At 60.8% G+C, this 21,329-nt stretch carries 19 protein-coding genes; 5 read left to right on the top strand and 14 right to left on the bottom strand.

Annotation, left to right across the window (positions count from 1 at the left end):
• The first annotated feature begins 130 nt into the window (after window positions 1-130).
• Entirely contained in the window at window positions 131-646 is a 516-nt protein-coding gene (gene fabA, locus K3F44_RS03525; protein ID WP_101318173.1) for a 3-hydroxyacyl-[acyl-carrier-protein] dehydratase FabA, read from the top strand.
• An 11-nt stretch (window positions 647-657) separates the two neighbouring features.
• The gene (fabB, locus tag K3F44_RS03520; protein WP_101318171.1) at window positions 658-1,878 is read left to right on the top strand and encodes a beta-ketoacyl-ACP synthase I; all 1,221 of its coding nucleotides are present in this window, start codon (window positions 658-660) and stop codon (window positions 1,876-1,878) included.
• 78 nt (window positions 1,879-1,956) lie between these two features.
• Here fabB and K3F44_RS03515 read toward each other — a convergent pair whose 3' ends face one another.
• The gene (locus tag K3F44_RS03515; protein ID WP_101318168.1) at window positions 1,957-2,961 is read right to left on the bottom strand and encodes an amidohydrolase family protein; all 1,005 of its coding nucleotides are present in this window, start codon (window positions 2,959-2,961) and stop codon (window positions 1,957-1,959) included.
• A gap of 114 nt (window positions 2,962-3,075) precedes the next feature.
• On the opposite strand from K3F44_RS03515, the gene K3F44_RS03510 reads away from it, so the two are divergent.
• A complete protein-coding gene (locus K3F44_RS03510; protein WP_220633343.1) occupies window positions 3,076-3,939 on the top strand; it encodes a pirin family protein in 864 nt (287 codons plus the stop codon).
• On the opposite strand, the gene K3F44_RS03505 is transcribed toward K3F44_RS03510, so the two are convergent.
• The 4 genes from K3F44_RS03505 to K3F44_RS03490 all read right to left on the bottom strand — a co-directional run bounded on the left by K3F44_RS03505 (window position 3,928) and on the right by K3F44_RS03490 (window position 7,687).
• Window positions 3,928-4,674 carry a dienelactone hydrolase family protein gene (locus K3F44_RS03505; protein WP_101318164.1) on the bottom strand — a complete coding sequence of 249 codons (747 nt, stop codon included), beginning with the start codon at window positions 4,672-4,674 and terminating at the stop codon, window positions 3,928-3,930. The genes K3F44_RS03510 and K3F44_RS03505 overlap by 12 nt on opposite strands.
• Before the next feature lie 74 nt (window positions 4,675-4,748).
• Window positions 4,749-6,656, bottom strand: coding sequence for a molecular chaperone HtpG (gene htpG / locus K3F44_RS03500; RefSeq protein ID WP_101318162.1), 1,908 nt, complete (start codon window positions 6,654-6,656; stop codon window positions 4,749-4,751).
• 96 nt (window positions 6,657-6,752) lie between these two features.
• Complete coding sequence (locus tag K3F44_RS03495; protein ID WP_101318160.1) at window positions 6,753-7,211, bottom strand: PaaI family thioesterase; 459 nt, start codon at window positions 7,209-7,211, stop codon at window positions 6,753-6,755.
• Window positions 7,211-7,687 carry a PaaI family thioesterase gene (locus tag K3F44_RS03490; RefSeq protein ID WP_150569693.1) on the bottom strand — a complete coding sequence of 159 codons (477 nt, stop codon included), beginning with the start codon at window positions 7,685-7,687 and terminating at the stop codon, window positions 7,211-7,213. The genes K3F44_RS03495 and K3F44_RS03490 overlap by 1 nt, the downstream gene beginning before the upstream one ends.
• Before the next feature lie 149 nt (window positions 7,688-7,836).
• Here K3F44_RS03490 and K3F44_RS03485 point away from each other — a divergent pair, with 149 nt between their 5' ends.
• On the top strand, window positions 7,837-8,103 hold the full coding sequence (locus K3F44_RS03485; protein ID WP_101318157.1) for a hypothetical protein: 267 nt from the start codon (window positions 7,837-7,839) through the stop codon (window positions 8,101-8,103).
• 51 nt (window positions 8,104-8,154) lie between these two features.
• Here the strand turns inward: K3F44_RS03485 and K3F44_RS03480 are convergent, their stop codons facing one another.
• The 5 genes from K3F44_RS03480 to K3F44_RS03460 form a co-directional block, all read right to left on the bottom strand.
• On the bottom strand, window positions 8,155-8,919 hold the full coding sequence (locus tag K3F44_RS03480) for a DUF599 domain-containing protein (protein WP_150573387.1): 765 nt from the start codon (window positions 8,917-8,919) through the stop codon (window positions 8,155-8,157).
• 126 nt (window positions 8,920-9,045) lie between these two features.
• A complete protein-coding gene (locus K3F44_RS03475) occupies window positions 9,046-10,482 on the bottom strand; it encodes an efflux transporter outer membrane subunit (protein WP_220633342.1) in 1,437 nt (478 codons plus the stop codon).
• Window positions 10,479-13,586, bottom strand: a complete 3,108-nt coding sequence (locus K3F44_RS03470; RefSeq protein WP_220633341.1) for a MexW/MexI family multidrug efflux RND transporter permease subunit — start codon at window positions 13,584-13,586, stop codon at window positions 10,479-10,481. The genes K3F44_RS03475 and K3F44_RS03470 overlap by 4 nt, the downstream gene beginning before the upstream one ends.
• Complete coding sequence (locus K3F44_RS03465; RefSeq protein WP_220633340.1) at window positions 13,583-14,704, bottom strand: efflux RND transporter periplasmic adaptor subunit; 1,122 nt, start codon at window positions 14,702-14,704, stop codon at window positions 13,583-13,585. Before K3F44_RS03465 ends, K3F44_RS03470 begins: the two co-directional genes overlap by 4 nt.
• Window positions 14,705-14,739: 35 nt before the next feature.
• Window positions 14,740-15,225 carry a DUF2165 family protein gene (locus tag K3F44_RS03460; protein WP_220633339.1) on the bottom strand — a complete coding sequence of 162 codons (486 nt, stop codon included), beginning with the start codon at window positions 15,223-15,225 and terminating at the stop codon, window positions 14,740-14,742.
• 167 nt (window positions 15,226-15,392) lie between these two features.
• On the opposite strand from K3F44_RS03460, the gene soxR reads away from it, so the two are divergent.
• Window positions 15,393-15,857, top strand: coding sequence for a redox-sensitive transcriptional activator SoxR (soxR, locus tag K3F44_RS03455; RefSeq protein WP_220633338.1), 465 nt, complete (start codon window positions 15,393-15,395; stop codon window positions 15,855-15,857).
• Window positions 15,858-15,979: 122 nt separating this feature from the next.
• Here soxR and brnQ read toward each other — a convergent pair whose 3' ends face one another.
• From brnQ to lpdA, 4 genes are all read right to left on the bottom strand, one after another.
• Window positions 15,980-17,293, bottom strand: coding sequence for a branched-chain amino acid transport system II carrier protein (gene brnQ, locus K3F44_RS03450; RefSeq protein ID WP_220633337.1), 1,314 nt, complete (start codon window positions 17,291-17,293; stop codon window positions 15,980-15,982).
• 310 nt (window positions 17,294-17,603) lie between these two features.
• Complete coding sequence (sucD, locus tag K3F44_RS03445) at window positions 17,604-18,488, bottom strand: succinate--CoA ligase subunit alpha (RefSeq protein WP_101318141.1); 885 nt, start codon at window positions 18,486-18,488, stop codon at window positions 17,604-17,606.
• On the bottom strand, window positions 18,488-19,654 hold the full coding sequence (gene sucC, locus K3F44_RS03440) for an ADP-forming succinate--CoA ligase subunit beta (RefSeq protein ID WP_008091914.1): 1,167 nt from the start codon (window positions 19,652-19,654) through the stop codon (window positions 18,488-18,490). Before sucC ends, sucD begins: the two co-directional genes overlap by 1 nt.
• Before the next feature lie 173 nt (window positions 19,655-19,827).
• A complete protein-coding gene (gene lpdA, locus K3F44_RS03435) occupies window positions 19,828-21,264 on the bottom strand; it encodes a dihydrolipoyl dehydrogenase (RefSeq protein WP_101318139.1) in 1,437 nt (478 codons plus the stop codon).
• Window positions 21,265-21,329: the final 65 nt, after the last annotated feature.

Here is a 21,329-nt window from a genome sequence, read left to right as displayed (position 1 = left end):
TACCAGGATCACTGTGACTTTCACCACAACGCAATAGTCTATCTGTAGGCTGCCGCCTTGAGCCCTTTGGTGCTCAGGGATGGCCGGGAAGATTCATCCCCTGCCGCATGGGGATTATTGAGGAGCTCGCATGACCAAACAAAACGCCTTTACTCGGGAAGACCTGCTGCGCTGCAGTCGCGGTGAGCTGTTCGGCCCAGGTAACGCGCAACTGCCCGCCCCCAACATGTTGATGGTTGATCGCATCACGCATATCAGCGAGGAAGGCGGCAAGTTCGGCAAAGGTGAATTGGTCGCTGAGCTGGATATCACTCCAGACCTGTGGTTCTTTGCCTGCCACTTCGAAGGTGATCCGGTCATGCCGGGCTGCCTGGGCCTCGATGCCATGTGGCAGCTGGTCGGCTTCTTCCTCGGCTGGCAGGGCTTGCCGGGTCGCGGTCGCGCACTGGGCTCTGGCGAAGTGAAATTCTTCGGCCAGGTGTTGCCTACTGCGAAGAAAGTCACCTACAACATTCATATCAAGCGCGTCCTGAAAGGCAAGCTGAACATGGCCATCGCCGATGGCTCGGTCAGTGTTGACGGCCGCGAGATCTACACGGCCGAAGCCCTCCGGGTCGGCGTGTTCACCTCCACTGACAATTTCTAAGGGTTATTCGCATGCGCCGCGTCGTTATCACTGGTCTGGGCATCGTATCGTGCCTGGGCAATGACAAAGAGACCGTCACCGAAAACCTGCGCAAGAGCCGTCCGGGCATTCGTTTCAACCCGGAATACAAGGAAATGGGGCTGCGCAGCCAGGTTTCCGGTTCCATCGACCTGAACCTCGAAGAACTGATCGACCGCAAGGTGTTCCGCTTCGTCGGTCACGCCGCTGCCTACGCCTACCTGGCGATGCAGGACGCGATCAAGGATTCGGGGTTGAGCGAAGAGCAGGTTTCCAACCCACGCACCGGCCTGGTAGCAGGCTCCGGCGGCGCATCGACCCTGAACCAGATGGAAGCGCTGGACACCCTGCGCGAGAAAGGCGTCAAGCGCGTCGGTCCGTACCGGGTTACCCGCACCATGGGCAGCACCGTTTCCGCGTGCCTGGCCACGCCGTTCAAGATCAAGGGTATCAACTACTCGATCTCGTCGGCCTGCGCCACCAGTGCACACTGCATCGGTACCGCTCTGGAGCAGATCCAGTGGGGCAAGCAGGACATCGTCTTTGCCGGTGGCGGTGAAGAAGAGCACTGGAGCCAGTCGTTCCTGTTCGATGCCATGGGCGCCCTGTCGACCAAGCGCAACGAAACGCCTGAGCTGGCTTCGCGCGCCTACGACGCTGACCGTGACGGTTTCGTCATCGCTGGCGGCGGCGGCATGGTCGTGGTCGAAGAGCTGGAACACGCCCTCGCCCGCGGTGCCAAGATCTACGCTGAAATCGTCGGCTACGGTGCAACTTCCGACGGTTACGACATGGTCGCGCCGAGCGGCGAAGGCGCGATCCGTTGCATGCAGCAGGCGCTGTCGACCGTTGATACACCAATCGACTACCTCAACACTCACGGCACCTCGACTCCGGTCGGCGACGTTGCCGAGATGAAAGGTGTACGTGAAGTGTTCAAGGACAAGGCACCGAAGATCAGCTCGACCAAGAGCCTGTCCGGCCACTCGCTGGGCGCCGCTGGTGTGCACGAGGCGATCTACTGCCTGCTGATGATGGAAAACAACTTCATCGCCGGCTCCGCCAACATCGATGAGCTGGACCCGGAAGTTGCTGACCTGCCGATCCAGCGTGAAACCATCGAAAATGCGAAGATCGACACCGTCATGAGCAACAGCTTCGGCTTCGGCGGCACCAACGCCACCCTGGTGCTCAAGCGCTGGGAAGGCAAGTAAGGCCTGACTGCTGCACTGAAAACGCCCCGACTGGTTCGGGGCGTTTTTGTTTTCGGCGTTCGCGTTGCCTGGCGCGGCTCAGTGCCCCTTGGGCAGCACCGCCAGGAAGTTGTCCCGCGCCACCTTGTGCGCCACCTCTTCGCTCAAGGCATCCAGGAATGGATCGAAGCCATGCAGCTCCTTGCCCAGGCTGTCGAACCGACCAACCACATCCGAACCCAACATGAACCGGTCAGGGTACTGCTCGACCAACTCGACCCAGGCTTTGCGCGGCTTGCCTGCCTCGTCGAGCAGATACGGCTCGAGCACACTCCAGGACAAGTCGATGTACAGGTTCGGATAGTCCTTCAATAATCGCGTTACTACCGGCAAGAGAAAGTCCATCTGCGTCTGATGGCGATGAATCTCCATGCTGGTACCGGCATGCGCCCAGATGAATCGTGTGTGCGGATGATTGCGCAGGGGCTCTTCCAGCTCGGCCAGGTACAGTGGGTTGCGCTCGCGCTTGGAGGTGATGTTGGAGTGGATCAGCACGGGCAGGTCACGTTCTGCGGCCAGGTGATAAATCCGTGTCATGGCCTCGTTGTTGGCCCTCGGCGTATCGCCGCTGGTCAGCGCAGTAAGGTCGTCATGGCGGGTGAACACCTCGCCGATGCCCTGCCACATTCCCGGGTACAGCTCGAGCATACGCTCGATGTGGCTGGCTGCATTCTTGTCGACCGGATTGAAGCCGGTCAGGAATGGATGGAAGCGCTTGCGCTGTTCGGCCGGCAGCTTTTCCAATGCGGCCGCCACATAGACGTCAGTGGCGCTGTACCAGTAGGCATCGGCATCATCACCGGCGTAGTAGCGCGGGCGCTTGGGTTCGTCCTCGTGCCACTTCTTCGCCACTGACACCCCGGAAATCATCGACTGATCGATACCGGCATTGTCCATCGCCGCAAGCAGGGCCGGCATGCCCTCGGATTCCTGGAAAAAGTCGACGTAATGCAGATGGGCATCGCTGTAGCGGTAGTCGCGCGCCTGCGCCGCGTGGCACAGCAGGCCCGAGACCAGCACCGCAGCCAGTGCTCTGGCGATCATGGCAGTTTCCTTGAGCTGATTCGAACAGAGTAGACCCGCGCCTGGTGGCCACGGTTCAGCAATGGCTGGCAAACCGCTATGCTTGCAGCCTCAGCCCTGTGCCTGGAGCCATGCATGAGCCGCCCGTTGATCATCCGCCCACGCGCCGAAACCATCGCAGGCCAGCCCATTCTGCGGCCGCTACCCTCGCCGCAGTGCCGCAGCGTCGGCCCGTTCGTGTTCTTCGACCACATGCTGGCAACCGACTACGCTGCGGGCAGTGGCATGGATATCCACCAACACCCACACATCGGCCTGGCGACCCTGACCTATCTGTTCGAAGGCGAACTGCTGCACAAGGACAGCATTGGCTCTGATCAACGTGTGCGGCCTGGCGAGGTCAGCTGGATGAGCGCCGGTCGTGGCGTGGCCCATGTCGAGCGCACGCCGGCCGAGCTGGTCGCAAGCGGCTCACGCCTGCATGGGCTGCAGGTGTGGCTGGCGGCGCCGCGTGAACACGAGCAGGCACTGCCCAGTTACAGCCATCACTGCGCAGCGAGCTTGCCGGTCAGCGACACCCTGGGGGTGCGTATCTGTCTGATTGCCGGTCAAGGCTTTTGCCTTGAATCGCCGGTACCGGTGCTCTCCCCTACCCTGTACGCGCACATCGGCATGCAACCGGCAACCAGCCTGCTGATCCCCACTGAACATACCCAGCGTGCGCTGTATCTGCTGGAGGGCGAGGTGTTGCTCGATGATGAGCCGGTCGAGCCGCACAGCTTGCTGGTGCTGCCAGAAGGCGAGGAACTGACGCTGTACGCGCAAGGTGAATGCCAACTGGCACTGATCGGCGGCGCGCCGCTGGATGGGCCGCGGCGGATGAACTGGAACTTTGTTGCCAGCGACCCGGCACTGATCGAACAGGCGCGGGCCAACTGGGCAGCCGGGCAATGGCCAGTGGTAACCGGAGAAACCCAGCGGATCGAGTTACCCCGCTAGCGAAGCAGGATCCGGTTTGAACACTTCTTCGAGCAGATTGTGCATAGCCTTGAACGCGCGCTGCGAGGTGCGCCAGTCAAACTGCATCTTGCCCGGTACGTTTGCCGCCGGGTCGGTGAACGAATGCACCGCACCGCCGTAGCTGACCAGTTGCCAATCGACCTTGGCCGCGTTCATTTCCTGCTCGAAGGCAGGTAGCTGCTCGCGGGGTACCAGTGGATCGCTGGCGCCGTGCAGCACCAGTACCGAACCTTTGATGTTGCCGGCATCGGCGCTATCAGGTGTGTCGAGGGTGCCGTGGAAGGAGACAGTGGCTTTCAGATCAGCGCCACTGCGGGCCAGCTCCAGTGCACAGCAACCACCAAAACAGAAGCCGAACGCCGCCACCTTGCCCGGCGCCAGCAGCGCCCTGGACTGCCCCAGCAACTGGGCCAGGGCGGCATGCATGCGCTTGCGCAGCTCACCACGATCGTTTTTCAGCGGCATCATGGCGGCGCCCGCTTCATCTGCATTGGTCGGCCGCACCGACTGCCCATAGAGGTCGGCGATCAGCACCACATAGCCCTTCTCGGCGACTTCCCTGGCAATGCGCTCGGCACCTTCGCCGATGCCCATCCAGTTCGGCGCCATCAGCAGAGCAGGTTTTGCTTCTGCGCCTGGGGCGTATACCAAGCGGCTCTCGTAAGCCTTGCCGGCGTGGTGATAGACCAACGATTCGACGATTGCTTTGCTCATCAAGCTTCTCCTTGTCCTGGTACAAAAGACCGTAATAAAAAAGCCCGCCGAAGCGGGCTTATTCAGCGCTTATCTCAAGCAGACAGCTCGACCAGCAGCTTGTTCAGGCGACGCACATACGCCGCCGGGTCCTTGAGGCTGTCGCCAGCGGCCAAGGCAGCCTGATCGAAGAGGATGTGCGAAAGCTCGCCGAAACGATCCTCGCTCTGCTCGTGATCGAGTTTCTCGATCAGCGGGTGAGCCGGGTTGAATTCGAAGATAGGCTTCGAATCCGGCACTTTCTGCCCGCTGGCCTCGAGAATCTGACGCATCTGCAGGCCCAGGTCCTGCTCACCGATGGCCAGGATGGCTGGCGAGTCGGTCAGGCGATGGGAAACACGCACTTCAGCAACACTGTCACCCAGCGCGGCTTTCAGACGCTCGACCAGACCTTCTTTTTCCTTGGCGACTTCTTCCTGGGCTTTCTTGTCTTCTTCCGAATCCAGCTTGCCCAGGTCAAGGTCACCGCGGGCAACATCGACAAAGCTCTTGCCGTCGAAGTCGCTCAGGTAGCTCATCAGCCACTCGTCGATACGATCGGTCAGCAGCAGCACTTCGATGCCTTTCTTGCGGAAGACCTCAAGGTGCGGGCTGTTCTTGACCTGCGCGTAGGTTTCGCCGGTGAGGTAGTAGATCTTGTCCTGGCCTTCTTTGGCACGGGCCAGGTAGTCAGCCAGCGACACACTTTGCTCGCCGCTGTCGTCGTGGGTTGAAGCAAAGCGCAGCAGGCCGGCGATCTTCTCTTTGTTGGCGAAATCTTCTGCCGGGCCTTCCTTGAGGACCTGGCCGAAGTTCTTCCAGAAGCCCTTGTATTGCTCGGGTTCGTTCTTCGCCAGCTTCTCGAGCATGTCCAGCACACGCTTGGTCAGCGCGGTTTTCATCGAGTCGATGATCGGGTCTTTCTGCAGGATCTCGCGCGAAACGTTCAGCGACAGGTCATTGGAGTCAACCACGCCCTTGATGAAACGCAGGTACAACGGCAGGAACGACTCGGCCTGGTCCATGATGAACACACGCTGCACGTACAGCTTCAGGCCACGCGGCGCTTCGCGCTGGTACAGGTCGAACGGCGCGCGGGCCGGGACGTACAGCAGCGAGTTGTATTCGAGCTTGCCTTCGACCTTGTTGTGGCTCCAGGCCAGCGGGTTTTCGAAGTCATGGCCGATGTGCTTGTAGAACTCCTGGTATTCCTCGTCCTTGACCTCGGTACGCGGACGGGTCCACAGGGCGCTGGCGCGGTTGACGGTTTCCCATTCCTGCGCCGGTGCGGCTTCGCCTTCAGCGGCTTCGGCCTGCTCTTTAGGCAGCTGGATTGGCAGGGCAATGTGGTCGGAGTACTTCTTCACGACGTTGCGCAGGCGCCAGCCGTCAGCAAACTCCTGTTCTTCCTTCTTCAGGTGCAGAACGATGCGCGTGCCGCGTTGTGGCTTGTCGATGGTGGCAACTTCGAACTCGCCCTCGCCTTTCGACGACCAGTGCACGCCTTCAGCAGCTGGCTGACCAGCACGACGGCTGTAGACGTCGACCTGGTCGGCGACGATGAACGCCGAATAGAAGCCCACGCCGAACTGACCGATCAGGTGCGAATCCTTTTTCTGGTCGCCGCTGAGGTTTTTCATGAAATCGGCAGTGCCGGACTTGGCAATGGTGCCCAGGTGCGCAATGACATCTTCACGGCTCATGCCGATGCCGTTGTCTTCCAGGGTCACGGTGCCGGCCTCGGCATCGAAGCTGACGCGGATTTTCAGGTCGGCGTCGCCCTCGAGCAGCTCTGGCTTGGCCAGGGCTTCGAAACGCAGCTTGTCAGCGGCGTCGGAGGCGTTGGAAATCAGCTCGCGAAGGAAAATTTCCTTGTTCGAGTACAGCGAGTGGATCATGAGGTGCAGCAGTTGCTTTACCTCGGTCTGGAAGCCCAGGGTTTCTTTTTGTGTCTCCACACTCATGGTCTTCAAAACTCCGATCTGATGGCAATGGTCGCCTGGCAGGCCGCGGTGGCCGGCGTTTACGGCGGGATGTCCAACAGATGGGGGCATGGCGGACTATTTCAAGGGCTTTTCCGGTTCGATCTTGAAATGAGCACGGGCCATGGCGATCGGCAGGTTGCGATCGTCCTGCCAGGCACTGATCGCGACATTGGTCACCCGCCGCCCCTGACGCCAGAGCTGGCAGCTGGCGTAGGTGTCGCGCAGATAGCCGGCACGCAGGTAGTCGATGGAGAAATCGATGATTTTCGGAATGCTCGCGCTTTCGCTATAGACCAGCAGGTAGAGCGCTGCCGAGAGCTCCATGAAACCTGCGATGACACCACCATGAATGGCCGGCAACAGCGGATTGCCGACATTGTCGGCACTGGCTGGCAAGCGGAACAACAGCTGCTCGCCCTGGCGCTCGCACTCGATACCGATGAGCCCTGCATAAGGAATCAATGACAGCAGTGGTGCGTAATCACCCACAGCGTGGGCCTGATTGAGGCGCTGGCGAACGTCTGCCGGAATCATCAGCCCTGCCCTCCATCAAGCTTGCCAGCAAAGCGGATACCACCCCTGGCCTGCTGACCCAGGCGCATGAAAGTCCCCACCACCTGGCAGATAGGCTGCTCGGGGTCATCCTGATAGGCCATGCCACGGGTGAAAATCACATCGCGGGTTACACGATAACAGTGCGCGTGGCCGTAGATATCCTTGCCGGCCTCGGCGGGGTGCATATAGTCGATGCGCAGGTCCAGGGTCGGGCACACTTCGAACTGCGCCAACGAACACAGAGTGGCCATGCCGCAGGTGGTGTCCATCAACGTGGTCAGCGCGCCGCCATGGACCGCACCGGTCTGTGGATTGCCAACCAGCAGCGGCGACCAAGGCAGCACCAGGGTCATGCCGCCAGCATCAGCTTGATGCACGCGCATGTTCAATAACTGGCAATGCCGGAGTGCCGACAGAAAGCGTTCAGCCATGGCCGTCAGAGACGAATCGATCACCGTTAAGCCCTCGTTGGCGTGACAGCACAAGCGCGTTGAAAATTCCAGAGTGGACGCGCACTTATATATCTGTAATCTCTGTGGAACTAATTTCGCGCACTTGAACTCGAAGGTTCAAGTAAGTTATTCCACCCAAGGAGAGACACCCCATGCGTAAACCTTTTGCTTTTGCTCTGATGCTGGCTGCTGCCATGGGCCTGGCTGCTTGCGACAAGGCAAGCGAAAACAAGGCTCAAGATGCACAGGAACACGCTGAGCAAGCCCAGGAAAAAGCGGGCGAAGCTCAGGATAAGATGAATGAAGCTGCCAAGGAAAACGCCGAAGCTGCCAAAGACCAGGCTGAAGCGCAGCAAAAAGCAGCTGAAGAAGCTGCTGACAAAGGCGAGCCGGCCCCGACTGCACCAGTCAAGCCGTAATCGCAGCACATTAAAAAACCCGACATTGTCGGGTTTTTTTATGCCTGAAGTTTAACGATTAACCGTTTCAGTCAACACCGCGGTCGGCTCTTTCGGCGCGTCAGCAGGGACACTTTCAGTCGGGGTGAACACCATCACTTCCAATACATCGGAGTGGAACTCGCGGCGATAAAGAATCAGCACTACGCCCAAGCTGACGACCATGAACAGCCACGGGTTGATGAACCAGGTCAACATGGCCATGCCGAAGTAATAGGCGCGCAAGCCCAAGTTGAACTGGTTGGCCGCAAGTGACAGCACCCGTGCTGCCCGCGCGGCAAATGCCTTGCGCTCAAGCTCGTTGACCAGGCGCTCGCCGATCATCGGCGCCGAGCCCACCAGCACCGCTGCAAAGTTGTACTGGCGCATGCACCAGCTGAAGGTGAAGAAGGCGTAGACGAACACCGCCGCCAGGCCCAACAGCTTCACTTCCGACATGCCCTGCGAAGCCACCTGCACATACGGCAGGTCGGCCAGCAGCGATACGGCGCGGTCCGACGCCCCCAGCACCGTGAGGATACCGGCAAGGATGATCAACGTGCTGGAAGCGAAGAACGATGCATTGCGCTCAAGGTTGCCGATCACACTGGCATCGGCAATGCGGTTGTCGCGCAGCAGCATGCGCCGCATCCAGTCTTCCCGATAGAGGTGCAGAACGCTGGCCAGGCAGGCCGTATCGCGGCCCTTCCAGATTGCGTAGCGGGTGTAACCACCCCAGCACAGGGCAAACCAGCAGACTGCCAACAGGTTGCTCAGGTTGCTTTGGATAAAGCTCATGCAGGTTCTCGACCGTTCAGGTGCACAAAAGGATATCGGTTTCGACGCCCGAATGTGGCAAAAGACACGCGTTGAACTACAAAAGCTGCGCCCCCTCGCCAACCACCCAGGTTGCCACGCTTCGGCTCACACGCCTGCATCTGCAGTGAGCGCCTGCGGCGCATGACCAGGGCCTGCTGCCCCCCAACCCAGTGCCTTGTAAAGGGCGATGACTTGGATATACGAGGCTGTCTCCGCCTGGGCAAGCTCCTGCTGGATCTCGAACAGGGCGCGTTGATTTTCCAGCACTGCCACGTAGCTGCCCGAGCCCGCGCGATAGCGCGCCATCGCGATGTCGAGTGCTGCCTGGCCATGAGTGGCCGATTGCAGCATCCTGGCCACACGCGTTTGTTGCTGGGTGAGCTGGGTAACAGCGTGCTCAACCTCCTCCTGAGCCTGCAGCAAGGACTGCTCGTAGCCTGCCAGGGCGCCCTCCGATAGCGCCTGCGCCCCGCGCAAGCGCGCACGCGCGCTGCCCAGGCGCAGTGCAGGCCAGCTGACGCCAGGCGCAACCTCGAATGCGCGTGATGCGCTGCCGATGGTGTTGCCGCCCAGGGCGATGAACCCGATGAAGCCACCCAGGTCCACACGCGGGTACAGTTCGGCAGTCGCAGCGCCGACGTCTTCAGTGCTCGCTGCCAGCAAGCGCTCGGCACGCACCACGTCGGGCCTGGCGCGGATCAGGCGATCGACGTCGCCCAGCGGTAATTGCCTGACCAGAGGTGGCGATGATGGCGCGTCGAAGTTGACTGAATGGTGGCCTGGCCGATAACCCGTCAGCACATCGAGCCGTAAGCGCATTTGCTCAAGCATTACTGCCAGCGGCGGAATGGCGGCCTCGCTGCGCAACAGGTTGGCGCGGGCGTTCTCCAGATCCTCCGGGGAGCCGCTGCCCGACATTACGCGGGCCTGGACCAACTGCAGCGTTTCTTGCCAGCTCTGTGCCTGCGCTCGAGCCAGTTGCAGTCTGTGCTGCGCGCCTTGACCCTCGTAATAGGCACGCGCAACTTCGGCGGCAATGGTCAGTTGGATCAAGTCCAATTCTGCCTGCATTGCCTGCGAACGAGCTTGTGCCGACTGGCTCAGGCGGTTCAGACGCCCGAACAAATCGATCTCCCACTGAGCATCGAAACCTGTCCGCCAGCTTTCGCTCAGCCTGCGTTCGACCTTACCGTCAGCGTCGGCTTGTTGCGCGATGCTGCGCAGATAGCCAGCTTGCGCGGTGACGGTGGGCAGTCGATCCAGGCGGCGTTCATCGGACACCGCGCGAGAAGCCTGCAGGTTGGCCTGGGCCTGGCGAATGTCATGGTTGTGCGTCAGTGCCGTGGAGATAAGCTGAGTGAGCCGCTGTTCATCGAAGAACGTCCACCACGGCGCCTGACTCAGCGCCGCATTGAACTGGCTCGCCTGCTTGCTCTGCACTGCAATCGGCGGCGTGTCAGGTTGAACGTATTGCGGTCCTACCGCGCAGCCGAGCACCGCGCTGACACTGGCCATCAAGACCCATGGGTACAGTTTTTTCATGATGCGCTCCCCTGCTCCGCTGCGCCCTCACAAGTATCGACTTCGGCAAGTTGTCGTGCGCGAAGGGTCGTGGCGCTGGCCGAGTGGTTGCGGGCCAGCAGCGTGTACACCGTGGGCAACACGAACAAGGTGAAGAGCGTACCGACCAGCATCCCCGACACGATCACCACACCCAACCCGAAGCGGCTGTTGGCACCCGCACCGCTGGCGAACAACAACGGCACCAGCCCGACCACCATTGCCGCAGTGGTCATCAGCACCGGCCGCAGGCGAATCTGTGCCGCACGCAGAATGGCCGTGTGCCGGTTCAGCCCTTCACGCGCCTGCAGCTCATTGGCGAACTCGACCATGAGGATGCCGTGCTTGCTGATCAGACCAATCAGGGTCACCAGGCCGATTTGGGTATAGATGTTCAAGGTGGCAAAGCCCAGCGCCAACGGCAGCAATGCGCCGCATAGCGATAGCGGCACGGTGATCAGGATGATCAACGGGTCGATCAGGCTTTCGTACTGTGCGGCCAGCACCAGGTAAATGATCACCAGCGCCGCGAGGAACGCGAACACCAGCGCGCTGCCTTCATGCACGTACTGGCGGGCATCGGATTGCCAGTCATGGCTGAAGCCGGCCGGCAGGCTGCTCGCCACCCCCTCGAGAAAGGCCACGGCCTCGCCAAGTGATACACCCGCCGCAGGGATGGCCTGCAAGGTAGCGGCATTTTGCTGGTTGAACTGCGTCAACTTGTTGGGCTCTACCTGCATCGCCACCTGCACGACGGTCGACAGCGGCACCAGCGTTTGATCCTGTGTGCGCACGAACTGGCGCGCCAACCCCTGCGGAGTAAGGCGCTGATTGCCCACGCTCTGCGGAATTACATCATAGGAGCGGCCCTCCAGGCCGAAACGGTTGACGTAGTTCTCACCGACCAGTACCGCCAGCGATTCACCGATGTCCTGCATGCTTATACCAAGGCTGTTGGCCTTGGCGCGATCAATGCGCACCTGCACCACCGGACTGTTGTAATCGAGGTCACTGTCGACCACGGCAAACAGGCCGCTGTCTCGTGCGCGCTGTTTGATCTCCTCCATTGTCTGGTAAAGCAGCGCATGGCCCTGTGGGCTGCGCAGCACCATCTGCACCGGCAGGCCGCCGGTAGAACCGGGCAACGCCGCTAACTGGAAGGCAAAGATACTGGTGCCTTCGACTTCATTGACGGCGCCCTGCAGTTGCGCCTGGATCTGCGCGGCTGATCGCTCGCGCTCGCCCCAGGTCGACAGGTTGATGCCACCGATGCTGGAGGCCACGCCGTCGCTGCCGTTGATGATCCAGGTGCTGACGGTCTCCGGGATGCTTGCGTAGACGGCATCGAGTTTATGGGCAAAACGTTCCACATAGTCCAGATTTGCATGCTGCGGCGCCTTGATCGCAGTCAGCACGTTGGCCTGATCCTCAGCGGGTGCCAGCTCGCGCTGCGGCAACTGATACAGCAGCGGCAGGCTCACGCACACCAGCAGCGCGAACCCGGCAGTGGCCCAGCGGTGGCTCAGCGAAATACTCAACAGCTGGCCATAGTGTCGCGTCAAACCAGCAAAGAACTGCTCGGCGGCATGCGCCATGCGCCCTTCCTGCTGTCTGGCTGGCAACAGCAACGAGCTCATGACCGGCGACAGGGTCAGGGCAACCACGCCCGACACCACCACCGCGCCGGCCAGGGTCAAAGCAAACTCCTTGAACAATGCGCCCGTCAGGCCGGCCATCAGCCCAATCGGCGCATACACCGCCGCGAGGGTAATGGTCATGGCGATCACCGGCCCGGCCACCTCACGCGCGCCGATCAACGCAGCGGCGACCGGTGACTTGCCCGCCGCGATGTGCCGATGGACGTTTTCGACCACCACGATGGCATCATCCACCACCAGCCCGATGGCCAGCACCATGGCCAGCAGCGTCAGCAAGTTGATGCTGAAGCCGAAGGCCAGCATCAAACCTGCGGCGCCCAGCATCGACAGCGGAATGGTCGCCACCGGGATCAACACGGTGCGCAACGAGCCAAGGCACAGATAGATCACCACCACGACCACGAGCAAGGCTTCGAGCAAGGTGTGAATGACCTCATCGATCGACGCCTCGATGAACCGCGAAGTCTCGAAGGCCAGTTCGACCTGCACGCCGGGCGGCAGGGTCTGGCGGATCTGCGGCAGCAGCTCCCTGATCCCTGCGACGATCACCAGCGGGTTGCCAGCCGGGGTCGGAAACAGCCCCAGGTGTACCGCGGGCGTGCCATCCATCAAGCCGCTGGTTTCCGACGCTGCTGCTCCCAGCTCGACCGTGCCGACGTCCTTCAACTTCACCAGGCGGTTGCCGTCGTTGTGAATTACCAGCTCGCGAAATTCGGCGACGCTGGCAAGATCGGTATTGACCCGCACGCTCGACACCACGTACTGGCCCTTGACCTTGCCGGGTGCGGCCTGAAAGTTGTTGCGCCGCACAGCCTGCGCGACATCGGCAGCGGTCAACCCACGTGCAGCCAAGCGGTCGGCGTCCAGCCACAACCGCATCGCGAGCCGTTGCCCGCCGAATACCTCGACCTTGGCAACCCCTTCGATGGTGGAGAACATCGGCTCCACCACCCGCGCCAGGTAGTCGGTCATCGCTGGCGTAGCGAGCGTTGCGCTGGAAAAACCAACATAAGCGACGGCGGTGGAGTCGCCGGACGAGCGTTCGATCACCGGGTCATAGGCCTGCGCCGGCAGCTTGTAGCGAACCTGATTGACCTTGGCCATGACCTCGGTCAGCGCCTGGGTCGAGTCGCGGTTGAGCTCCATCCTGAGGGTGACCAGGCTGCGCCCCTGCACCGAGGAGGACGATAGATAGTCAATGCCCTCGACGGACGACACCGCTTGCGCAATCGGCTGGGTAACGAAGCCTTGCATCAGCTCCGACGATGCTCCCGGATACTCGGTCATGACCGTGATGGTCGAGCTTTCCAGCATGGGGTATTGGCGGATCGGCAGCTTGCCCACTGCGAGCAAGCCCAGCAGCAGAATCAGCGTACTGACCACCAAGGCGAGCACCGGGCGGCGCACGAAAACATCGGTAAATTTCATGGCGACACCTGTGCGATATCGCTGGCAAGCGGATCTGGTGCGGCCAAGGTGTCATGCTTGACCTCCTCGACGGCCATGCCATCGCTGAGCTTGAGCTGCCCGGAGGTGACCACCCGATCTCCTTCGCGCAGGCCCTTGTCGATCTCCACGCGACCATCGCGCCGCTCGCCGACCTCGACGGCGACACGCTTGACCACCAGCATCTGCTGGTCGTTGCGTTCCGCCACGAATACCGTGTCGCCATAGGCTGTGTAAGTCACCGCCGTTTCCGGAATGGTGAGCACCGGCTGCGTCTCGGCGAGCGCCACCTGGATGCTCGCGTACATACCGGCCTTGAGCAGGCTGTCGGGGTTGGTCAGCGTGGCTTGCACCTGGACCGTACGCGAGCGGTCGATCAACGGATCAATCGCGCTTACCTTTGCCTGGAAACTGCGACCAGGATAAGCATCGACCAGTAGCTCGACCGGCTGCCCGACGTAGAGGCCTGGGCTGCTTTGCTCGGCGAGCGAGAAGTTGGCGTGAAGCGTGCGCGCGTCGACCAGGCTGACGATCGCATCACCAGCGTTCAGGTACTGGCCTTCATGCACACGGCGGATGCCAACCACCCCGGAGAATGGCGCACGAATAGCCTTCTGTGCGATCAACGCCTCATTCTGCCGCAGCGCGCCGAGGGCCATGTCATGTGCCGCGCGTGCGTCGTCGAGCTGCTCCTGGGTCGCGGCGTTTTGCGCGACCAGGCTGCGGGTGCGTGCGAGCGCTGTCTGCGCATTACGCAGCTGTGCCTGAAGGCGTATGCGCTCGGCTTGCTCGGGTGCGTCATTGAGCTGCAGCAGTAACTCACCTGCGGCCACCGCCTGCCCCGAGGTGAACGAGATCTTGGTCACTCGACCACCGACCTCCGCCGGCACCTGCACCTGGCGAGCGGCTTCCAGCCCGGCGATTGCGGAGATGCTACTCGAAGCGTTGCCGTGCTCGACGGTAGCGAGCGCGACCTTGGTCAATGCAGTCACTCCAGCTGTGTCTGCAGTGTCTTTGAAATTACCCGCTGCGTAGAGCGCAGCGCACAGGATGAGGGCACACGCTGCGATGGCGAGGGCACGGGTCGTTTTTGTATGCATGGCGAAGAGGCTCTTGGTCTCGGACTTGGTTCGGTTCATGCCCAGCGGCCGTTGAACAGGAAAAAGCTGCCCAACGTCCAGATCAGTAACGCCAGGTGACCGCGTTGCAGGTCGTCTTCGCGAATCCAGTAAGCGAACCAAAGGCCGCCCAGATGCATGGCCAACAGGCAGCCAGTGAAAGCGCTCAGGGCAACGTTGAGCCAAGGACGGGCTTGCTCCAGGCCGCCGCCGATAAGCAACAGGTAACACCCGATCCAGCACGCAAGCAAAGCAACGCACTTGAGCACCAGCAGCACGGACACGGCCAGGCGATGCCAGCGCACGGAGGTCAGCGCACGCTCCGACAGGATCGAATGGATGGCGGGAGGTCGTTGCAGCGACGTCATCGACATCGTCACCCCCACCGCGTGGACCAACTCACGAAACCCGCGCAGGTTATCGATCACAGCGATCGTCAGCCAAATGGCCAGGCCAACTGCGTACAGCGACTGAAACAGCCACACAGAACTATCCAAACTCATAGAAGTGCCTTTATCCGTAGAAGCGCTATTACCCGTTGCCGCTGCAGACGGCTGCCATTGCAGCCAGCCCGCAGGGGAGCACGCGCCAATCCCACGGCGCGCGCGCAGATTTGCCAAATGCAGCGCGAGGCACTCTAATACCTCAAGTTATCTTGAGGTCAAGCACCATGGACAAAGAACTCGAATCGACCGGCCCCTACCGGACATTGAGCGTCGGCGAGGTGGCCAGGCGCAGCGGCGTAGCGGTCTCTACCCTGCACTTCTATGAGTCCAAAGGGTTGATCACGAGCACGCGCAGCGAAGGTAATCAGCGCCGCTACTCGGCGATCATGTTGCGCTATATCGCCATCATCAAAGTGGCGCAGCGCACCGGGATTTCCCTGGAGTCCATCCGCGCAGCGTTCAGCCAGTACCCGGTAGGCAGCAAACTCACTGCGGCGCAGTGGAAGGTGATGTCGTCGCAGTGGAAGGCCAACCTCGATGAGCGCATTGAACGGCTGACGAGATTGCGTAACGAATTGGACAGTTGCATAGGTTGCGGCTGTCTATCGCTGGAAGACTGCCCGTTGCGCAACCCAGGTGATGTACTCGGTGAAGCAGGCCCTGGCCCGCAGATTCTGGAACGCTCCTAGTTGCACATTGTAAGCCACGCATAAAAAAACCCCGGATCCTGACGGACACGGGGTTTTGTCATTCAGCTGCAGCAAACGCCCAAGCGGCTTGTGGCCAGCGCTCGCCAGAAGCTGTCAGTGCCTCACGCCAGGACCTCGCGCGGCTTGCCCAGCATCCAGTCGCAAAGCATCGCCGCGCCGAGGGTCAGCGCCGAAGGCACCAACCACGCCAGGCCTTGATCGCTCAGCGGCAGGTGCGCCACGACATCCGGCAGGATATGGGCAAGCGACGTGCCTTTGATCGCGTCGACAATGCCAAACAGCAACGACACGGCCATCACTGGGCCCATGATACGCACCGGCGAGTTCCAGATGCCTTTGCTGAAGCTCAGCGCCACCAGCACGATGCACGGTGGGTAAATGGCCGTCAGCAACGGGATCGAGAACATGATCAGCTTGGTCAGGCCAAGGTTGGAAATCACCAGCGAGAAGCCGGCCAGGATCACCACCAGCGTGCGGTACGACAGCGGCAGAATCTGGCTGAAGTACTCGGCACAGGCGCAGGTCAGGCCAACCGCAGTCACCAGGCAGGCCAACGCGATCAACACCGCCAGGAAGCCGCTACCAAGCGAGCCAAAGGTGTGTTGCACGTAGGCATGCAGCACGGCCGCGCCGTTGGTAGCTTCAGCGGCGATGTCATGGCTGCCGGCACCGAGGCGGAACAGGCTGATGTACACCAGTGCCAGCCCTAACCCGGCGATCAGGCCAGCGATGACTGCATAGCGGGTGATCAGCTTTGGCGACTCTACGCCACGCGAGCGGATCGCGTTGACGATGACGATACCGAAGACCAGCGCCCCGAGGGTGTCCATGGTCAGGTAGCCATTGATGAAACCCTGCGAGAACGGCGCGGCAACGTAAGCCGGCTGTGCTTCGCCGATGGTCCCGGCAGGCAGCGCAAACGCAGCGATACCCAGGGCCGCCAGGGCGAGGATCTTCAGCGGTGCAAGGAAGCGGCCCACGGTATCGAGCAGCTTGCCGGGGTACATGGACACTGCCAGCACGATGATGAAGTAGACCAGGCTATAAATGAACAACGCCAGCGGGCTTTCACCGGTCAACGGCGCTACGCCCACTTCGAACGACACCGTCGCCGTACGCGGGGTAGCGAACAGCGGGCCGACCGACAGGTAGCAGACCGCCGCCAGCAGGCCACCGAAGAACTTGCCGATCGGGCTGCTCAACGCGTCCATGCCGCCGCCGACCTTGGCCAGGGCAACCACGGTGATGACCGGCAGGCCTACTGCAGTGACGAGGAAGCCCAAGGCTGCCATCCACACGTGCGGGCCTGACTGCAAGCCAACGATCGGCGGGAAGATGATGTTGCCGGCGCCGACGAACAGCGCAAACGTCATAAAGCCAAGCGCCAGAATATCCTGGCCTTTGAGAACTTTCATTTAAGGAAATACCACACTACTGAAATCGGGATTTAGAGAGGGATTTCCCCTTGGATGAGGGAAATATGGGACCGTCCGGGTGGGACAGACCTTTTTGACATACCCGCACCCTTTTGGGGCGCCGACACGAAAGTGGGCGACAGTGTAACCAAGTTGCACCCCGACTGCACGGCTGGCTGACGAGGTGTCTCGCCAAGGCAATTGGCTGTCGCGGTTATGAACGACAGCCCCAGTGAGCTGACTTGCGGTACTGCTGAAACGACAAAGGCCACCCGAAGGTGGCCTCTGTGCGCGTGGGGGGTCTAGCGTATTACTTCTTGGCTTCCCAGCCAGTCAGCTCGGCCAGGGCCTTGCCGATGTCGGCCAGCGAACGCACGGTTTTGACACCTGCGTCCTGCAGCGCTGCAAACTTCTCGTCTGCAGTGCCTTTGCCGCCAGAGATGATTGCACCAGCGTGACCCATACGCTTGCCCGCAGGAGCGGTAACACCAGCGATGTAGGAAACGACCGGCTTGGTCACGTTGGCTTTGATGTAGGCAGCGGCTTCTTCTTCAGCCGAACCGCCGATCTCGCCGATCATGACGATCGCTTCGGTCTGCGGGTCTTCCTGGAACAGCTTCAGGATGTCGATGAAGTTCGAGCCTGGGATCGGGTCACCGCCGATGCCGACGCAGGTCGACTGGCCGAAGCCGGCGTCGGTGGTCTGCTTGACAGCTTCGTAGGTCAGGGTGCCGGAACGCGACACGATACCGACCTTGCCTGGCAAGTGGATGTGACCTGGCATGATGCCGATCTTGCACTCGCCCGGAGTGATCACGCCTGGGCAGTTAGGGCCGATCAGGGTAACACCCAGTTCGTCGCACTTGACCTTGGCATCCAGCATGTCCAGGGTAGGAATGCCTTCGGTGATGCAGACGATCAGCTTGATGCCGCCCAGGGCTGCTTCAAGGATCGAGTCCTTGCAGAAAGGAGCTGGAACGTAGATGACCGAAGCGTCAGCGCCGGTAGCTTCTACAGCTTCTTTCACAGTGTTGAACACTGGCAGGCCCAGGTGAGTGGTGCCGCCCTTGCCCGGAGTCACGCCGCCAACCATCTTGGTGCCGTAGGCGATGGCTTGTTCGGAGTGGAAAGTGCCCTGCGAGCCGGTGAAGCCCTGGCAGATGACTTTGGTGTCTTTATTGATCAGGACGCTCATTACTTGCCCTCCGCAGCTTTGACAACTTGTTGAGCAGCGTCGGTCAGGCTGGTTGCAGCAATGATGTTCAAACCGCTTTCTGCCAGTACTTTAGCGCCGAGTTCGGCATTGTTGCCTTCCAGACGGACGACAACCGGTACCTTGACGCCGACTTCTTTCACAGCGCCGATGATGCCTTCGGCAATCATGTCGCAGCGAACGATGCCGCCGAAGATGTTGACCAGTACGGCCGCGACATTGCTGTCGGACAGGATGATCTTGAAAGCTTCGGTCACGCGCTCTTTGGTAGCACCACCACCTACGTCGAGGAAGTTGGCTGGCTTGCCGCCGTGCAGGTTGACGATGTCCATGGTACCCATGGCCAGGCCAGCACCGTTGACCATGCAACCGATGTTGCCTTCCAGCGCTACGTAGTTCAGCTCGAAGCTGGCAGCGTGGGCTTCACGAGGATCGTCCTGGGACGGGTCGTGGAAGGTCTTCAGCTTAGGCTGACGGTACATTGCGTTGGCATCGATGTTGATTTTGGCATCGAGGCAATGCAGGTCGCCGTCGGCCTTGATGACCAGCGGGTTGACTTCCAGCAGGGCCAGGTCGTGTTCTTTGAACAGCTTGGCCAGGCCTACGAAAATCTTGGCGAACTGTGCAACTTGCTTGCCTTCCAGACCCAGCTGGAACGCCAGTTCACGACCCTGGAATGGCTGAGCGCCAACCAGTGGATCGATAGTAGCCTTGATGATCTTCTCAGGAGTTTCGTGAGCGACTTTCTCGATGTCCACGCCACCTTCGGTGGAAGCCATGAACACGATACGACGGCTCGAACGATCGACTACAGCGCCCAGATACAGCTCTTTGGCGATGTCAGTGCAGGACTCGACCAGGATCTTGGTCACTGGCTGACCGTTGGCGTCAGTCTGGTAAGTCACCAGACGCTTGCCCAACCACTGTGCAGCGAACGCCTTGGCGTCTTCTTTGCTGCGAACCAGCTTGACGCCGCCCGCTTTACCGCGACCACCTGCGTGAACCTGGGCTTTTACAACCCACTCGGAACCGCCGATCTTGTCGCAGGCTTCTGCTGCTGCTTCAGGGGTGTCGACTGCGAAACCCTTGGAAACTGGCAGGCCGTATTCAGCGAACAGCTGCTTACCCTGATACTCGTGAAGATTCATGCTTTATACCGTCTTCGTTAGGTACTGCGCTTCGGCGCTGCGCCAACAATGGCGCCGCACCACCTGTGACCGTTAAACCTTCGGGTGGTCCCGAAGGTCCGGTCCGGCGGACGTTCCGCGGTGAGTCATGCACGCAGGACTCACGACGGGCGACCCGCCGTGGTTTCTTATAATTAACGCTTCTTGCGGTTGGCGACGTGAATGGCACCGCCATTCACAGCCAGAGCGGCTTCATGCAGCGCTTCGGACAGGGTCGGATGGCTGAACACCATCATGCCGATGTCTTCGGCGCTGGTGCCGAATTCCATTGCGATTGCGCCCTGCTGAACCAGTTCGGCAGCCGATGGGCCAATCACGTGCACACCCAGAACGCGGTCGGTCTTGGCATCGGCGATGACCTTGACGAAACCACCGGTGTCGTTGGCAGCCATCGCACGGCCGCTGGCCGCGAACGGGAAGGTGCCCACGTTAACCTCTACGCCTTCAGCCTTCAAGGCTTGTTCGGTCTTGCCGACCCAAGCGATTTCCGGGTGGGTGTAGATAACCGATGGGATCAGGTCGTAGTTCATCTGAGCCTTGTGGCCCTTGATGCGCTCGACAACCATGATGCCCTCTTCCGAGGCCTTGTGCGCCAGCATCATGCCACGCACCACGTCACCGATGGCGTACACGCCAGGCACGCTGGTTGCGCAGTAGTCATCGACGAAGATGTAGCCGCGCTCGTCGATGTCGACGCCGCTGTCGGCAGACAGCAGTTCGGTGGTCACTGGACGACGGCCGACCGCAACGATCAGCTTGTCGAAGGTGATCTTCTGCTCGCCGTTGGCATCGGTGTAAGTCACTTCGACTTCGTTGCCGTTGACTTGCGAGCCGGTCACGCGAGCGCCCAGCTTGATGTCCAGGCCTTGCTTGGTCAGGGTCTTCTGGGCTTCCTTGGCAACTGCAGTATCGGCAGCCATGAGGAAGGTATCCAGAGCTTCCAGGACAGTTACCTGAGCACCCAGACGCGACCATACCGAACCCAGTTCCAGGCCGATCACGCCAGCGCCGATTACGCCCAGACGCTGCGGAACGGTCTGGAATTCCAGGGCACCGGTGGAGTCGACGATGACGTTCTGGTCGACCGGAGCCGGCGGAATGTCGATCGGACGCGAGCCGGAGGCCAGGATCACGTTTTCGGCTTCGATGATTTCGGTAGTGCCGTCAGCCTTGGTGACTTCGACTTTCTTGCCAGCCAGCAGTTTGCCGTGGCCCTGGATCGAAGTAACGCCGTTGGCCTTGAACAGGGTGGCAACACCGCTGGTCAGGTTCTTCACGATGCCAGCCTTGCGGCCAACCATGGCAGCAACGTCCATCTTCACTTCGCCAGTGGAGATACCGTGAACGTTGAAGCTCTCTTTGGCTTCCTTGTATTTCCAGGAGCTGTCCAGCAGCGCCTTGGAAGGAATGCAACCGACGTTCAGGCAGGTACCGCCCAAAGCCAGTTTGCCTTCGGCGTCGGTGTACTTCTCGATGCAGGCGGTGCTCAAGCCAAGCTGAGCGGCCTTGATCGCGGCAACATAGCCACCAGGGCCTGCACCAATCACTACCACGTCGAATTTCTGGGTCATAAAAGATTCCTTTTCAGCTACAAGCTGCAAGCCTCAAGCGGCAAGCGACGGGCTCGCACGGGAGC

The organism is Pseudomonas sp. S07E 245 (assembly GCF_019599025.1).
Taxonomy (GTDB): domain Bacteria; phylum Pseudomonadota; class Gammaproteobacteria; order Pseudomonadales; family Pseudomonadaceae; genus Aquipseudomonas; species Aquipseudomonas shirazensis.
This window is presented reverse-complemented; position numbering and strand designations above follow the sequence as displayed.

What these genes read in the sequence shown, in the direction of transcription:
- fabA (WP_101318173.1), top strand. Translation starts at nt 131, where the DNA reads ATGACCAAACAAAACGCCTTTACTCGGGAAGACCTGCTGCGCTGCAGT.
- fabB (WP_101318171.1), top strand. Translation starts at nt 658, where the DNA reads ATGCGCCGCGTCGTTATCACTGGTCTGGGCATCGTATCGTGCCTGGGC.
- K3F44_RS03515 (WP_101318168.1), bottom strand. Translation starts at nt 2,961, where the DNA reads ATGATCGCCAGAGCACTGGCTGCGGTGCTGGTCTCGGGCCTGCTGTGC.
- K3F44_RS03510 (WP_220633343.1), top strand. Translation starts at nt 3,076, where the DNA reads ATGAGCCGCCCGTTGATCATCCGCCCACGCGCCGAAACCATCGCAGGC.
- K3F44_RS03505 (WP_101318164.1), bottom strand. Translation starts at nt 4,674, where the DNA reads ATGAGCAAAGCAATCGTCGAATCGTTGGTCTATCACCACGCCGGCAAG.
- htpG (WP_101318162.1), bottom strand. Translation starts at nt 6,656, where the DNA reads ATGAGTGTGGAGACACAAAAAGAAACCCTGGGCTTCCAGACCGAGGTA.
- K3F44_RS03495 (WP_101318160.1), bottom strand. Translation starts at nt 7,211, where the DNA reads ATGATTCCGGCAGACGTTCGCCAGCGCCTCAATCAGGCCCACGCTGTG.
- K3F44_RS03485 (WP_101318157.1), top strand. Translation starts at nt 7,837, where the DNA reads ATGCGTAAACCTTTTGCTTTTGCTCTGATGCTGGCTGCTGCCATGGGC.
- K3F44_RS03480 (WP_150573387.1), bottom strand. Translation starts at nt 8,919, where the DNA reads ATGAGCTTTATCCAAAGCAACCTGAGCAACCTGTTGGCAGTCTGCTGG.
- K3F44_RS03475 (WP_220633342.1), bottom strand. Translation starts at nt 10,482, where the DNA reads ATGAAAAAACTGTACCCATGGGTCTTGATGGCCAGTGTCAGCGCGGTG.
- K3F44_RS03470 (WP_220633341.1), bottom strand. Translation starts at nt 13,586, where the DNA reads ATGAAATTTACCGATGTTTTCGTGCGCCGCCCGGTGCTCGCCTTGGTG.
- K3F44_RS03465 (WP_220633340.1), bottom strand. Translation starts at nt 14,704, where the DNA reads ATGCATACAAAAACGACCCGTGCCCTCGCCATCGCAGCGTGTGCCCTC.
- K3F44_RS03460 (WP_220633339.1), bottom strand. Translation starts at nt 15,225, where the DNA reads ATGAGTTTGGATAGTTCTGTGTGGCTGTTTCAGTCGCTGTACGCAGTT.
- soxR (WP_220633338.1), top strand. Translation starts at nt 15,393, where the DNA reads ATGGACAAAGAACTCGAATCGACCGGCCCCTACCGGACATTGAGCGTC.
- brnQ (WP_220633337.1), bottom strand. Translation starts at nt 17,293, where the DNA reads ATGAAAGTTCTCAAAGGCCAGGATATTCTGGCGCTTGGCTTTATGACG.
- sucD (WP_101318141.1), bottom strand. Translation starts at nt 18,488, where the DNA reads ATGAGCGTCCTGATCAATAAAGACACCAAAGTCATCTGCCAGGGCTTC.
- sucC (WP_008091914.1), bottom strand. Translation starts at nt 19,654, where the DNA reads ATGAATCTTCACGAGTATCAGGGTAAGCAGCTGTTCGCTGAATACGGC.
- lpdA (WP_101318139.1), bottom strand. Translation starts at nt 21,264, where the DNA reads ATGACCCAGAAATTCGACGTGGTAGTGATTGGTGCAGGCCCTGGTGGC.